This is a genomic window from Streptococcus sp. HMSC34B10, from assembly GCF_001839505.1.
Classification (GTDB): domain Bacteria; phylum Bacillota; class Bacilli; order Lactobacillales; family Streptococcaceae; genus Streptococcus; species Streptococcus peroris.
Genome location: NZ_KV841542.1, coordinates 21,436 through 35,413, shown reverse-complemented (window position 1 = coordinate 35,413; position 13,978 = coordinate 21,436). Strand labels below are relative to the sequence as shown.

The 13,978-nt window shown below is 41.2% G+C and carries 13 protein-coding genes; 11 read left to right on the top strand and 2 right to left on the bottom strand.

What is annotated here, in order from left to right; all coding sequences use genetic code 11:
• Positions 1-167 precede the first annotated feature (167 nt).
• From purE to purB, 4 genes are all read left to right on the top strand, one after another.
• Entirely contained in the window at positions 168-659 is a 492-nt protein-coding gene (purE, locus tag HMPREF3237_RS00885; protein WP_070888526.1) for a 5-(carboxyamino)imidazole ribonucleotide mutase, read from the top strand.
• Complete coding sequence (gene purK / locus HMPREF3237_RS00880; RefSeq protein ID WP_070888525.1) at positions 646-1,737, top strand: 5-(carboxyamino)imidazole ribonucleotide synthase; 1,092 nt, start codon at positions 646-648, stop codon at positions 1,735-1,737. The genes purE and purK overlap by 14 nt, the downstream gene beginning before the upstream one ends.
• A 5-nt stretch (positions 1,738-1,742) precedes the next feature.
• Positions 1,743-2,993: an SNIPE associated domain-containing protein gene (locus tag HMPREF3237_RS00875; RefSeq protein ID WP_070888524.1), complete on the top strand. Its 1,251-nt coding sequence runs from the start codon at positions 1,743-1,745 to the stop codon at positions 2,991-2,993.
• Positions 2,994-3,056: 63 nt separating this feature from the next.
• Positions 3,057-4,355, top strand: coding sequence for an adenylosuccinate lyase (gene purB, locus HMPREF3237_RS00870; RefSeq protein WP_070888523.1), 1,299 nt, complete (start codon positions 3,057-3,059; stop codon positions 4,353-4,355).
• 107 nt (positions 4,356-4,462) lie between these two features.
• Here purB and HMPREF3237_RS00865 read toward each other — a convergent pair whose 3' ends face one another.
• Positions 4,463-5,179, bottom strand: a complete 717-nt coding sequence (locus HMPREF3237_RS00865; RefSeq protein WP_006146090.1) for a GntR family transcriptional regulator — start codon at positions 5,177-5,179, stop codon at positions 4,463-4,465.
• A 318-nt stretch (positions 5,180-5,497) separates the two neighbouring features.
• Here HMPREF3237_RS00865 and HMPREF3237_RS00860 point away from each other — a divergent pair, with 318 nt between their 5' ends.
• From HMPREF3237_RS00860 to HMPREF3237_RS00830, 7 genes are all read left to right on the top strand, one after another.
• Positions 5,498-7,285 (top strand): glycoside hydrolase family 35 protein, encoded by a 1,788-nt coding sequence (locus HMPREF3237_RS00860; protein WP_070888522.1) that lies wholly within the window; start codon positions 5,498-5,500, stop codon positions 7,283-7,285.
• Positions 7,282-7,758, top strand: coding sequence for a PTS sugar transporter subunit IIB (locus HMPREF3237_RS00855; RefSeq protein WP_070888521.1), 477 nt, complete (start codon positions 7,282-7,284; stop codon positions 7,756-7,758). The genes HMPREF3237_RS00860 and HMPREF3237_RS00855 overlap by 4 nt, the downstream gene beginning before the upstream one ends.
• A gap of 25 nt (positions 7,759-7,783) precedes the next feature.
• Positions 7,784-8,689 carry a PTS mannose/fructose/sorbose/N-acetylgalactosamine transporter subunit IIC gene (locus HMPREF3237_RS00850; RefSeq protein WP_006146093.1) on the top strand — a complete coding sequence of 302 codons (906 nt, stop codon included), beginning with the start codon at positions 7,784-7,786 and terminating at the stop codon, positions 8,687-8,689.
• The gene (locus HMPREF3237_RS00845; RefSeq protein WP_006146094.1) at positions 8,676-9,500 is read left to right on the top strand and encodes a PTS system mannose/fructose/sorbose family transporter subunit IID; all 825 of its coding nucleotides are present in this window, start codon (positions 8,676-8,678) and stop codon (positions 9,498-9,500) included. Before HMPREF3237_RS00850 ends, HMPREF3237_RS00845 begins: the two co-directional genes overlap by 14 nt.
• A gap of 5 nt (positions 9,501-9,505) precedes the next feature.
• Entirely contained in the window at positions 9,506-9,910 is a 405-nt protein-coding gene (locus HMPREF3237_RS00840) for a PTS sugar transporter subunit IIA (protein WP_006146095.1), read from the top strand.
• Positions 9,911-10,049: 139 nt separating this feature from the next.
• Positions 10,050-11,216 carry an SIS domain-containing protein gene (locus HMPREF3237_RS00835; protein WP_070888520.1) on the top strand — a complete coding sequence of 389 codons (1,167 nt, stop codon included), beginning with the start codon at positions 10,050-10,052 and terminating at the stop codon, positions 11,214-11,216.
• A gap of 9 nt (positions 11,217-11,225) precedes the next feature.
• On the top strand, positions 11,226-12,263 hold the full coding sequence (locus HMPREF3237_RS00830; RefSeq protein WP_070888519.1) for an aldose epimerase family protein: 1,038 nt from the start codon (positions 11,226-11,228) through the stop codon (positions 12,261-12,263).
• A gap of 32 nt (positions 12,264-12,295) precedes the next feature.
• Here the strand turns inward: HMPREF3237_RS00830 and rnjA are convergent, their stop codons facing one another.
• Positions 12,296-13,978, bottom strand: a complete 1,683-nt coding sequence (gene rnjA / locus HMPREF3237_RS00825; RefSeq protein ID WP_006146098.1) for a ribonuclease J1 — start codon at positions 13,976-13,978, stop codon at positions 12,296-12,298.

Genomic DNA, 13,978 nt, shown 5'->3' with positions numbered 1-13,978 from the left:
GTCGCCAAATCCGATAATGGTCACCGTGGTGAAAAGACCAGAACAATTTCTGTTCTGGTCTAGGGAAAATTTGAGACTTAGGCTCAAATTTTAGGAATGAAACCGAAGGTTTGCTTCCGTCCCCACCACCTAAGACCATTATCAAAAAAGAAGAAAAAGGAAAAATTATGACTAAACCAATTATTTCCATCATCATGGGCTCCAAATCCGACTGGGCAACCATGCAAAAAACAGCAGAAGTCCTAGACCGTTTTGGTGTGGCCTACGAAAAGAAAGTTGTTTCCGCACACCGTACACCAGACCTCATGTTTAAACATGCCGAAGAAGCACGTAGCCGTGGGATTAAGGTCATTATCGCGGGCGCTGGAGGCGCAGCTCACTTGCCAGGGATGGTTGCTGCTAAAACAATCCTTCCAGTTATCGGGGTACCCGTCAAGTCTCGTGCTCTTAGCGGTGTGGATTCGCTCTATTCGATTGTTCAGATGCCAGGTGGAGTGCCAGTCGCAACTATGGCTATCGGTGAAGCAGGTGCGACCAATGCGGCCCTATTTGCCCTCCGTCTCCTATCAGTGGAGGATCAGGCTATTGCGACAGCTTTGGCAGATTATGCAGAAGAACAAGGAAAAATCGCAGAGGAGTCTAGTAATGAGCTCATCTAAAACAATCGGAATTATCGGTGGCGGTCAGCTGGGTCAGATGATGGCCATCTCAGCTATCTACATGGGGCACAAGGTTATCGCCTTGGATCCTGCAGTCGATTGTCCGGCCTCACGTGTGGCGGAAATCATCGTAGCTCCTTATAATGATGTGGACGCCCTTCGTCAGTTGGCGGAGCGATGTGATGTCCTCACTTATGAGTTTGAAAATGTCGATGCTGACGGTTTGGATGCAGTCATCAGGGATGGACAACTCCCTCAAGGGACAGACCTACTTCGCATTTCTCAAAATCGCATTTTTGAGAAGGATTTCCTTTCCAACAAGGCTCAAGTAACAGTGGCTCCATACAAGGTCGTGACCTCAAGTCAAGACTTGGCAGATATTGACCTGTCGAAAAACTATGTCCTCAAGACTGCGACAGGTGGTTACGATGGGCATGGTCAGAAGGTCATTCGCTCAGCAGAAGATTTGGAAGAAGCCTATGCGCTAGCTGACTCAGCAGCTTGTGTCTTGGAAGAATTTGTCAACTTTGACCTTGAAATTTCTGTCATCGTGTCAGGAAATGGCAAGGACGTGACGGTTTTCCCAGTTCAGGAAAATATCCACCGTAACAACATTCTCTCTAAAACTATCGTGCCTGCACGCATTTCAGAAAGTCTAGCAGACAAGGCTAAATCCATGGCAGTTCGAATCGCTGAACAACTCAACCTTTCTGGAACCCTTTGTGTGGAAATGTTTGCGACAGCTGATGATATCATTGTCAATGAGATCGCCCCACGCCCACATAACTCAGGGCATTATTCAATTGAAGCTTGTGACTTTTCCCAGTTTGATACCCATATCTTGGGTGTTCTCGGAGCACCATTACCAACTATCAAACTGCATGCCCCAGCCGTCATGCTCAATGTTCTCGGCCAGCATGTTGAGGCTGCTGAAAAATATGTCACAGAAAATCCAAGCGCCCACCTCCACCTGTATGGTAAAATAGAAGCGAAGCACAACCGCAAGATGGGACATGTGACTTTGTTTAGTGATGTGCCGGATAGTGTGGATGAGTTTGGAAAAGAAGAGTTTGAGTAAAAATTATGGGATTATTTAATTTCGGAAAACCAAAAGATGAAGTATTAGAAGCTAAGTTACAGAAACTTACTGATGATATTGAAATAAAAAAGATAGAACTAGCCAAATTGGAGCAACAAATAAAAAAAGGGAAGGATGTAATTTCGTTAGATACGGAGCTTGCTCAAAAGAGGAATGAGTTAGCTCGATTAAATGAGGAAATTGCTGTGGCAAATGGCAATCTAAATTTGCAGGAATTTGGTTTCTTTGAAAGACAATATAGCTTCTCGGATAGTACAAAGTATAAAGATAAATTAGATTCTTTAAGAATACAACAAAAATCCATGATTAAAAATGGAACTGCTGGGAGAATAATCACTCCGATGCTTTTAGATAATAGTAAAAGTAAAGGAAAGGCTATGCAGAATCAACTAATTAAAGCAGCTTTAAGAGGCTTTAATGGTGAGGCTGATGCTCTCTTAGTCAAGGTTTCAGTGGTAAATGTTGATAATAAAATTAAAGCTTTAAGAAAAGTATTTGAACAGTTGAATAAAATGTATTCACGGAATTTAATTGAAATCACTTATCCATATTTAGACTTGAAAATTGAAGAGCTACGTTTAGCAGCTGAGTACGAACTTCAGAAACAAGAAGAAAAAGAGTTGCTTCGTGAACAACGAGAAAAGGAACGAGAAGATAAAAAACTTCAAGCTGAGATTAAATCGAAACGAAAACAATTGGAGAAGGACAGAGATCACTTTAAGAATATGGTTGCCAAGGTAACGGAGTTACTGAAAGAAGCAAAAAATGATGAAGTAGATGAACTCAGACGCCAATTAGCTGAATATCAAGATAAACTATCTGAATTAGATGAAATTGAAGAAGATATTGATTATAGAGAAGGCCATGCAACGGCAGGATATGTATATGTAATATCTAACATAGGTTCTTTTGGTGAAGATGTATATAAAATTGGAGTAACTCGCCGTTTAGAACCATTGGAACGAATTAGGGAATTGAGTAGTGCATCTGTACCATTCCAATTTGATGTTCATGCGTTGATATTTAGTGAGGAAGCATTTGCACTGGAAACAGAATTACACAATCAACTTGCTAATTATAAAGTAAATAAGGTGAATGGACGAAAAGAGTATTTCAAAGTTTCCTTTGAAGAAATTAGAAATATTCTAGCAACCCATAAAGAATTAACGGTAGAGCTGAATGAAGATGCTGAAGCATTTGAATACAGGCAAACCAAGGCCATTGAAGGTAAATAGATATAATAAGTTTCCCTCGCTTGCTAGCTGATGTGAAACATCAAAAGAAAGGAAAATAAAACAATGATCGAACGATACTCTCGCCCAGAAATGGCGAACATTTGGACTGAAGAAAATAAATACCGTGCGTGGCTTGAGGTGGAAATCTTGGCTGACGAGGCATGGGCTGAATTGGGAGAAATCCCTAAGGAAGATGTGGCTTTGATTCGTGAAAAAGCGGACTTTGACATCGACCGTATTTTGGAGATCGAGCAGGAGACTCGCCACGATGTGGTAGCTTTCACACGTGCGGTTTCTGAGACTCTTGGTGAAGAGCGTAAGTGGGTTCACTATGGTTTGACATCTACTGACGTGGTCGATACTGCCTATGGTTACCTCTACAAACAAGCTAACGACATCATCCGCAAAGACCTTGAAAACTTCCTTAACATCATCGCTGACAAAGCGAAAGAACACAAGTTCACTATCATGATGGGTCGTACCCACGGTGTGCACGCTGAGCCGACAACCTTTGGTCTTAAATTGGCGACTTGGTACAGCGAAATGAAACGGAACATCGAACGTTTTGAGCATGCGGCTGCAGGTGTGGAAGCTGGTAAGATTTCTGGTGCGGTTGGTAACTTTGCCAACATCCCACCATTCGTTGAAAAATACGTCTGCGATAAATTGGGTATCCGTGCTCAAGAAATCTCTACACAGGTTCTCCCTCGTGACCTTCACGCTGAGTACTTTGCAGTTCTTGCGAGCATCGCAACATCTATCGAGCGTATGGCAACTGAAATTCGTGGTCTTCAAAAATCAGAACAACGTGAAGTGGAGGAGTTCTTTGCGAAGGGGCAAAAAGGGTCTTCAGCAATGCCTCACAAGCGTAATCCTATTGGTTCTGAAAACATGACAGGTTTGGCGCGTGTCATCCGTGGTCACATGGTGACAGCTTATGAAAATGTGTCACTCTGGCATGAACGTGATATCTCTCACTCATCAGCTGAGCGTATCATCACACCAGATACAACCATCTTGATTGACTACATGCTTAACCGTTTTGGAAACATAGTTAAGAACTTGACAGTCTTCCCAGAAAACATGAAACGCAACATGAACTCTACATTTGGTTTGATATTCAGTCAACGTGCCATGTTGACTTTGATTGAAAAAGGCATGACGCGTGAGCAAGCTTACGACCTTGTTCAACCGAAGACTGCCCAATCATGGGATAACCAAGTTGACTTCAAGCCACTTCTTGAAGCTGATCCAGAAGTGACTTCACGCCTCACTCAAGAAGAAATCGACGAAATCTTCAACCCAACTTACTACACTAAACGGGTGGATGAAATCTTTGAACGAATTGGACTTGGGGATTAAAACGGTAAAAAAGCGAGATGAGAGTCTCGCTTTTTTACTATTTTCTATATTGACGATCTCAATAAAATTAAAAAATCTGGGGCAACATTGCCTCAGATTTTTATTTATTAGTGATCTCGATCACAAGAAATGAATTTGATTTTGTAGAAATCAGAACGTTTGTAAGTTTCGATGTATTCCAAAACTTGGCCAGTTGCTTCAAGTTTCGTTGTCTTAGTTTGTAGTACAGTTGGGAATTGAGTGTCGATTCCTAGGACAGAAGCGGCATGTTCTGGAGTTGGGAATACAATTTCATTAATTTCTTCAAAATGCTCGTCATTCATGTGAATGTGGTAATCCAATTTGAAACGATTATAGATAGAGCTATAGTATTCAGGATTTGGATAGTTGGCATTGATATATTGCTCAGGGATATACGAACTGTGATAGATATAGGTGACACCATTGGTTTCGCGAACACGTTCAATCTTGTAATAGAATTGATCGTTGCGTAGACCAAGCTTTTCTAGATATTTAAAATCGTTCCCACGTTCGATGGAAAGAACGGTTACCTTATCATCTTTAGTTTCGAAGATTTCTACATCAGAAAATTCAACGAGTTTATGCTTACGGGCACGTGCTACGAAAGTTCCTTTACCTTGTTGGCGAACAATGTAACCATCTTTAGCAAGGTCATTTAAGGCACGAACCACTGTGATGGAACTAACATCATACATGGAAATTAATTCTGCTTCAGTGTAGAACTTGTCTCCGCTAGCAAATTGGCCAGAAATAATCTTATTTTTTAATTCATCTTTAATGTATTGATACTTTGGAATTGCCATATTTTCACCTCATTTTTTCCTTCTCCACTTATGATTCTAACATAAAATCGAAAAAAAGAGTAGAAAAGCGATAAAAAATTATAATATTGGATATAAGAAATTAGAGTATGTGCAAATAATTTATGTTTTATTTTATATTTTCCAGGTATTTAAAATGCGAGTTTTATAGATTTTGAGACAATTTTAAGAAAATATTCAGAAAAAATAGAAAAATTTAAAAGAAAAATTCAAAAAGTATTGACATTAAGTCAATATTAGTTTATAGTTGATATAACAATACATGAAAGCGCAAACTCTTTCGTTTTTAAGGGAGGAAGAATGGCTAGGTTTAAAATTAAAGATGAATTCTATCTGGATGGAAAACCATTCAAGATTTTGTCTGGTGCCATTCACTATTTTAGAATTCCTGAGGAAGATTGGCATCATTCATTGTATAATCTCAAAGCTTTAGGTTTTAACACAGTTGAGACTTATGTAGCTTGGAACATGCATGAACCTACTGAAGGAAAATTTAACTTTGAAGGTAATCTTGATTTAGAGAGATTTCTACAAATTGCACAAGATCTGGGCTTATATGCTATTGTACGTCCTTCTCCATTTATCTGTGCAGAGTGGGAATTCGGTGGTTTACCTGCATGGCTTTTGACCAAGAATATGAGAATTCGATCGTCTGACCCAGCTTTTATTGAAATGGTTGGCCGCTACTATGATCAGTTGTTTCCACGTTTAGTTCCGAGATTATTGGAAAACGGTGGAAACATTCTCATGATGCAAGTCGAAAATGAGTATGGATCCTATGGCGAAGATAAGGCTTACCTGAGAGCGATTCGTCGTTTGATGGAAGAGCGTGGTGCTACTTGTCTGCTCTTTACATCAGATGGTCCATGGCGAGCTACTCTTAAAGCTGGAACCTTGATTGAGGATGATCTCTTTGTGACTGGGAATTTTGGCTCCAAAGCTGCTTATAATTTCTCACAGATGCAAGAGTTCTTAGATGAGCACGGCAAGAAATGGCCGCTCATGTGTATGGAGTTTTGGGACGGCTGGTTTAACCGTTGGAAAGAACCGATTATCAAACGTGATCCCAAAGAACTGGCAGATGCCGTTCGCGAGGTTATAGAGCAGGGCTCTATTAACCTTTACATGTTCCACGGTGGTACAAACTTTGGCTTTATGAACGGTTGCTCCGCTAGAGGCACTCTGGATTTACCACAGGTCACATCTTATGATTATGATGCTCTACTCGATGAAGCGGGAAATCCAACAGCCAAATACTTGGCAGTGAAAGAAATGATGGCGACTCACTTTCCTGAGTATCCACAGCTAGAACCACTCTACAAGGAAAGTACCAAAGTAGAAGCGATACCTCTGGCTGAAAAAGTTTCCTTATTTGCAACCTTAGATAGTCTATCAAGTCCAATAGAAAGTCTCTATCCTAAGAAAATGGAAGAGTTAGGCCAAAGTTATGGCTACCTACTCTATCGTACAAAAGCTAGTTGGGATGCAGATGAAGAACGGATTCGAATCATTGATGGTCGTGATAGAGCTCAGCTCTATGTTGACGGAAGATGGATTGCAACTCAGTACCAGACAGAAATCGGTGAAGATATCTTTTGTCAAGGAAAAAAGAAAGCGCTCTCTAATATTGATATCCTGATTGAAAATATGGGGCGTGTCAATTATGGGCATAAATTCCTAGCAGACACGCAGCGAAAGGGAATCCGTACAGGTGTCTGCAAGGACTTACATTTCTTGACTGATTGGAAACAATATCCACTTCCACTCGATCATCCTGAGAACATTGATTTTTCAAAGGGATGGACAGAAGGACAACCTGCCTTTTATGCTTATGACTTTGACATAAAAGAGCCGAAGGATACTTACTTGGATCTAACTGAGTTTGGGAAAGGCGTGGCCTTCGTTAATGGCCATCCACTGGGACGTTTCTGGAATGTCGGACCAATCTTATCACTTTATATTCCTCATAGTTATCTTCACACAGGTGCGAATCGTATTATCGTATTTGAAACAGAAGGAAATTATAAAGAACACATACATTTAACTGATAAACCTACACAAAAAGACATAAAGGGGGAAAACTTATGACAATCGTAGGATGCCGTATTGATGGACGTTTGATCCACGGACAAGTAGCCAATCTTTGGACTGCTAAACTAAATGTTTCACGGATTATGGTTGTAGATAATGACGTTGTCAATAATGATGTTGAAAAAAGTGGCTTAAAACTTGCAACACCACCAGGTGTGAAATTGAGTATTCTGCCAATCGAAAAAGCTGCAGCAAATATTCTTGCTGGGAAATACGATAGTCAACGTCTATTTATCGTAGCTCGTAAGCCAGACCGCTTCCTTGGTTTGGTTGAAGCAGGTGTTCCACTTGAAACACTCAATGTTGGAAATATGTCTCAGACACCTGAAACACGTTCGATCACACGTTCAATCAACGTAGTAGACAAGGATGTGGAAGATTTCCACAAACTCGCAGAAAAAGGTGTTAAATTAACCGCTCAAATGGTTCCCAACGATCCAGTATCAGACTTTTTGAGTTTATTAAAATAGGAAAAATTTTTAGGAGGTCATTGTTATGATACAATGGTGGCAAATTTTACTTCTCACTTTGTACTCAGCTTATCAAATCTGTGATGAGTTGACAATCGTTTCATCTGCAGGTTCCCCTGTATTTGCTGGTTTTATCACTGGTTTGGTCATGGGAGATTTGGCAACTGGTTTGTTTATCGGTGGTAGCTTGCAATTGTTCGTTCTTGGGGTTGGTACCTTCGGTGGTGCTTCTCGTATCGACGCAACTTCTGGTGCCGTCCTTGCAACAGCCTTCTCTGTTTCTCAAGGAATTGATACAGCGCTTGCGATTACTACGATTGCTGTACCGGTAGCTGCACTTTTAACTTACTTTGATGTATTGGGTCGTATGACCACAACATTCTTCGCTCACCGTGTGGATGCTGCAATCGAACGCTTTGACTACAAAGGAATCGAACGCAACTATCTTCTTGGTGCTATTCCATGGGCTCTCTCTCGTGCCCTTCCAGTCTTCTTCGCCCTTGCTTTTGGTGGCGAATTTGTACAATCAGTTGTAGATTTAGTGAAACAATACCAATGGGTGGCAGATGGTTTGACACTTGCAGGTCGTATGCTTCCAGGTCTTGGATTTGCAATCTTGCTTCGTTATCTTCCAGTTAGACGGAACCTTCACTACCTTGCTTTGGGATTTGGTTTGACAGCTATGTTGACTGTTCTTTACTCATATGTAACAGGTATTGGTGGAGCAGTTGCGGGTATCGTAGGTACTCTTCCTGCTGATGTCGCTGAAAAACTTGGCTTTGTAAATAACTTCAAAGGATTGTCTATGATTGGTATTTCTATCATAGGTATCTTCCTTGCAGTTCTTCATTTCAAGAATAGCCAGAAAGTAGCTGTAGCAGCACCTTCTACACCATCAGAAAGTGGGGAAATTGAAGATGACGAATTCTAATTACAAATTAACAAAAGAAGATTTTAATCAAATTAACAAACGTAGCTTGTTCACTTTCCAATTAGGATGGAACTATGAACGGATGCAAGCATCAGGTTATCTTTACATGATCTTGCCTCAATTGCGTAAAATGTATGGAGATGGAACTCCTGAGTTGAAAGAAATGATGAAAGTTCATACTCAATTCTTCAACACTTCACCATTCTTCCATACAATCATCGCTGGTTTTGACCTTGCCATGGAAGAAAAAGATGGCGTTGGTTCAAAAGATGCGGTTAACGGTATCAAGACAGGTTTGATGGGACCATTCGCTCCTCTTGGAGATACAATCTTTGGTTCATTGGTTCCTGCTATCATGGGTTCTATCGCAGCAACTATGGCGATTGCTGGTCAGCCTTGGGGTATCTTCCTTTGGATCGCAGTTGCAGTAGCGTATGACATCTTCCGTTGGAAACAGTTGGAATTTGCCTACAAAGAAGGGGTTAACCTTATTAACAACATGCAAAGCACTTTGACAGCTTTGATTGAAGCTGCATCTGTACTTGGTGTCTTCATGATGGGTGCTCTTGTAGCAACAATGATTAACTTCGATATTTCTTATAAAATGCCAATCGGTGAAAAGATGATTGACTTCCAAGATATCTTGAACTCAATCTTCCCACGCTTGCTTCCAGCGATCTTCACTGCCTTTATCTTCTGGTTGCTTGGTAAGAAAGGCATGAACTCTACAAAAGCTATCGGTATCATCATCGTGCTTGCTTTGGCTTTATCTGCCTTTGGTCATTTCGCACTTGGAATGGGACCTAAATAAGTTTTATGGTTAAATCATTAGTATTAGTGAGTCATGGTCATTTTTGTGAGGAACTTAAAGGTAGTACAGAAATGATTATGGGCCCACAAGACAATATCTATACAGTCGCTCTGCTTCCAGAAGATGGGCCAGAAGATTTTGCTTCCAAGTTTGAAGCGACTATAGAAAAGTTATCTGATTTCGTTGTGTTTGCAGATCTCCTAGGAGGCACGCCTTGTAACGTTGTGAGTCGACTCATCATGGAAGGCAGAGATATCGAGTTGTACGCAGGTATGAATCTACCAATGGTGATTGAATTTATCAATGCTAATCTAACAGGTGCAGAGGCTCATTACCAGAGTCGTGCTGCAGAAAGCATCGTGAAAGTCAATGACCTATTAGCGAGCTTTGATGACGATGAAGATGAATAAGATGTGACAGCGTGAAATTGCTAAACCATTGTCACCAAACAAACTGTTGAAACAAATTTGGTAAAATAGAGATGGGAATGGGAAAGACTCCTATTCCCATATTTTGAATAAGAAAAAGAGAATGAAAGAAAGGAACCTTATGCTAAATTATACAAAGGAAGATTTGATCAAGCTGGGTGCTGAAATCACGACACGTGAAATTTATCAACAACCAGATGTGTGGGAAGATGCTTTCCAAACTTATACAGAAAAGCGTGAAGAAATCGCAGCCTTCTTGCAAGGAATTGCAGAAAAGCATGACTATATCAAAGTTATCTTGACGGGTGCTGGGACATCAGCCTATGTGGGAGACACCTTGGTGCCTTACTTTAAGGAAGTCTATGATGAACGTAAATGGAACTTTAATGCGATTGCGACAACTGACATTGTGGCTAATCCACAGATTTATCTGAAAAAAGATGTGGCGACGATTTTAGTTTCTTTTGCTCGTAGTGGGAATTCACCTGAAAGTGTGGCAACTGTTGATTTAGCTAAATCTTTGGTTGATGATCTTTATCAGGTGACCATCACATGTGCGGCTGAAGGGAAACTAGCCCTCCAAGCACATGGTGATGACCGCAACCTCTTGCTTTTGCAACCGGCGCCTTCTAACGACGCAGGCTTTGCCATGACTTCTAGTTTTACTTCCATGATGTTGACAGCTCTCTTGGTCTTTGACCCAACAGAATTTGCTATCAAAGCAGAACGTTTTGAAGTCTTGGTTCGTTTGGCTCGTAAAGTACTTGACAATGTAGCCGATGTGAAAGAATTGGTAGATTTAGACTTTAATCGTGTCATCTATCTTGGCGCGGGTCCTTTCTTTGGCCTTTCACATGAAGCTCAACTTAAAATTTTGGAATTGACAGCGGGACAAGTCGCAACTATGTATGAAAGTCCAGTTGGTTTCCGTCATGGTCCAAAATCTTTGATCAATGATCAGACAATTGTTTTGATATTTGGATCAACTAGAGATTACACGCGCCAATATGATCTTGACCTTGTGCGTGAAGTTGCAGGAGATAAAATTGCTCGTCGCGTTGTTCTCTTGAGTGATCAAGCCTTTGATCTAGAAAATGTCAAGGAAGTCGTGCTTGGCTGTGGTGGTGTCTTGACGGACATTTACCGCGTTTTCCCATATATTGTTTACGGTCAGCTTTTTGCACTTTTGACTTCACTTAAGGTGAAAAATAAACCAGACACACCTTCTCCTACAGGAACTGTTAACCGAGTGGTACAAGGCGTCATTATTCACGAATTTAAAAAATAAGGAGATAAGATGAAGACCTACACAGAGCGGATATTTGGGCATGTTAAGGGTCAGGATGTGATAGCTTATCACTTTGAAACAGATGCTGGTTATCAACTAGAAGTTATGAATTACGGTGCCACTATTTTACGTTATGTCACTCCTGATAAGAAGGGACATTTCGCTAATGTTATTCTAGGTTTTGATGAATTTGCCAGTTATGTAGGAAATACTCCTAAACACGGTGCAAGTGTTGGTCCTGTGGCAGGCCGCATTGCTGAAGCTAGCTTTGACTTAAACGGACAAATCTATAACTTAGAAGTTAATAATGAAAGCAACTGCAACCACAGTGGTTCGACCGGCTGGGATTCTAGCCTGTTTGAGTTGGTCGAAGTGAGCGACCATGGCTTGACCCTTTATACAGAACGAGCAGATGGGACAGGCGGTTTTCCTGGCAATCTGAAGATTTGGATTAGCTATCAATTGGAAGAAAGAGGTGCCTATGAGATTCACTACAAGGTAACAACGGATCAAGATACCTTGGTCAATCCAACCAACCACAGCTATTTCAATCTCTCTGGGGATTTCACAAAGACAGTTGATCATCATGTCTTTCAATTAAATACAGAAGGCATTTATCCAATCGCAGCCGATGGAGTTCCTGAGAAAACTCCAGATGCGAGTCGTCATGTCGTTCAACAGATTGCTAATGGAGCTTTATTGAAAGATATTTTTGCAGACAAAGATGAGCAAATTCAACTTGTATCAGGGCTAGATCATCCGTTTGCTCTTTCACGAGGGTTTGATCGTGCGGGTTCTCTTTATGACCCAGAATCTGGTCGCCTTTTATTCTTTAAAACGCAAGCTCCTTGTCTGGTCGTTTATACTGCAAACTTTGTGGATGAGAGTGTCATCATCGCTGGTCAACCAATGCTACAGCACAATGGAGTTGCTCTTGAAGCACAAGCCTTGCCAGACGCTATCCACAGCGATTTCAAAGATCAAGTGATTCTCAAAGCAGGGCAATCTTTTACAAGCAAAACACGCTATGAGGTTATTGTAAAATAAAAAAGTTGGAGTCGTTAGACTCCAACTTTTTGTTATTCTTCTTCATCGGGTGTGAGTACCATTGGTATGATGATAGGCTCACGTTCCGTATTCTCATACAAGAAGGGGCGAATGGCATTGACAATAGCACCGTTAATGGATTGCACAGTAGCATCCTTGTTTTTCAAAGCGATACGAATAGCGTTGAAAAGAATGCGTTGGCTTTGACGAATCAAATCTCCTGATTCACGCATATAGACGAAACCGCGACTCAAAATGTCTGGTCCAGAGATGATCATTTGAGATTTGAAGTCGACAGTTGCAACTGCGACAACAACACCATCTTCCGACAAGTCTCGTCTGTCTTTAAGGACAGCGGCACCAATTTCACCAATACGATTACCATCGACATAAATGTCTTGAGCATTGAAATGACCTGCGATACGAGCAGAGTTGGCTGTAAGAGCAAGGACATCCCCGTTACTCATGATAAAGATATTGTCCTTCTCTACACCGGTATCGACAGCCAGTCCAGCATGAACTTTTTGCATACGGTATTCACCGTGAACAGGCATGAAATATTTAGGTTTGATCAGGCGAAGCATGAGTTTTTGTTCTTGCTGACCACCGTGCCCAGATGTGTGAATATTGTTGACTTTACCGTGGATGACTTCCACGCCAGCCTCAGTAATAGTATTGATCAGTTTGTTAACGCTCGTAGTATTTCCAGGGATTGGGCTAGAAGAGAAGATGACCGTATCTCCTGGTTGGAGTTGCACCTGACGGTGGGTTCCATTAGCAATACGAGAGAGAGCTGCCATAGGCTCACCTTGACTACCCGTACAAAGGATAAGGATTTCGCCTGCAGGATAGTCTTTAATTTCATTTGGTTCGATAAAGGTTCCTTTAGGTGCCTTTATGTAGCCAAGCTCAATCCCGTTGACGATAGCTTTTTCCATAGAACGACCAAAGACAGCAATCTTGCGTCCAGTCTTAACAGCGGCTTCTGTCGCCTGTTGAAGACGGAAGATATTTGAGGCAAAAGATGCAAAGATAATGCGTCCTTCAATACCTTGGATAATCTTCATAATCGACTGACCAACGACTTTTTCAGAGTTGGTAAAGGTTGGGACTTCAGCATTTGTTGAGTCAGATAGTAAGCAAAGCACACCGTCTTCTCCTAGGGCTGCCATACGGTGCAAGTCCGCAGGATCTCCAACGGGAGTAAAGTCGAACTTGAAGTCACCTGTACAGACGATTTTCCCTTGAGGCGTATGGATGACGATCCCCAAAGGCTCTGGAATCGAGTGAGTTGTTTTAAAGAAAGTTGCCTTGAGATGTTTAAAGGTCAACTCAGTGTTGTGATTGATTTCGTAAAGTTTAGCGTTGCGTAAAAGTCCGTGTTCTTCGAGTTTTCCACGAATGAGAGCAAGAGCAAGTGGTCCTGCATAAATAGGGACATTTGCTTGCTTGAGAAGGAAAGGAATTCCTCCGATATGATCTTCGTGCCCGTGTGTAATCAAGACAGCCTTAACACGGTCGATATTGTCCACAATATAAGAATAGTCGGGAATTACATAGTCGATACCAAGTAGGTCATCTTCTGGGAATTTAATCCCTGCATCGACAATGATAATCTCATCTTGGTATTCAATTCCGTATGTGTTTTTCCCGATTTCTCCTAGACCACCGATGGCAAAAACGCCGACTTCTTCTGGTTTAAGAGTATAAGTCAT

Excerpts from the sequence above, each read along its gene's own strand:
- HMPREF3237_RS00850 (WP_006146093.1), top strand. The coding sequence starts at position 7,784 with ATGATACAATGGTGGCAAATTTTACTTCTCACTTTGTACTCAGCTTAT.
- HMPREF3237_RS00860 (WP_070888522.1), top strand. The coding sequence starts at position 5,498 with ATGGCTAGGTTTAAAATTAAAGATGAATTCTATCTGGATGGAAAACCA.
- HMPREF3237_RS00855 (WP_070888521.1), top strand. The coding sequence starts at position 7,282 with ATGACAATCGTAGGATGCCGTATTGATGGACGTTTGATCCACGGACAA.
- HMPREF3237_RS00875 (WP_070888524.1), top strand. The coding sequence starts at position 1,743 with ATGGGATTATTTAATTTCGGAAAACCAAAAGATGAAGTATTAGAAGCT.
- HMPREF3237_RS00865 (WP_006146090.1), bottom strand. The coding sequence starts at position 5,179 with ATGGCAATTCCAAAGTATCAATACATTAAAGATGAATTAAAAAATAAG.
- purB (WP_070888523.1), top strand. The coding sequence starts at position 3,057 with ATGATCGAACGATACTCTCGCCCAGAAATGGCGAACATTTGGACTGAA.
- HMPREF3237_RS00830 (WP_070888519.1), top strand. The coding sequence starts at position 11,226 with ATGAAGACCTACACAGAGCGGATATTTGGGCATGTTAAGGGTCAGGAT.
- purE (WP_070888526.1), top strand. The coding sequence starts at position 168 with ATGACTAAACCAATTATTTCCATCATCATGGGCTCCAAATCCGACTGG.
- HMPREF3237_RS00840 (WP_006146095.1), top strand. The coding sequence starts at position 9,506 with ATGGTTAAATCATTAGTATTAGTGAGTCATGGTCATTTTTGTGAGGAA.
- HMPREF3237_RS00845 (WP_006146094.1), top strand. The coding sequence starts at position 8,676 with ATGACGAATTCTAATTACAAATTAACAAAAGAAGATTTTAATCAAATT.
- HMPREF3237_RS00835 (WP_070888520.1), top strand. The coding sequence starts at position 10,050 with ATGCTAAATTATACAAAGGAAGATTTGATCAAGCTGGGTGCTGAAATC.
- rnjA (WP_006146098.1), bottom strand. The coding sequence starts at position 13,978 with ATGACTTATACTCTTAAACCAGAAGAAGTCGGCGTTTTTGCCATCGGT.
- purK (WP_070888525.1), top strand. The coding sequence starts at position 646 with ATGAGCTCATCTAAAACAATCGGAATTATCGGTGGCGGTCAGCTGGGT.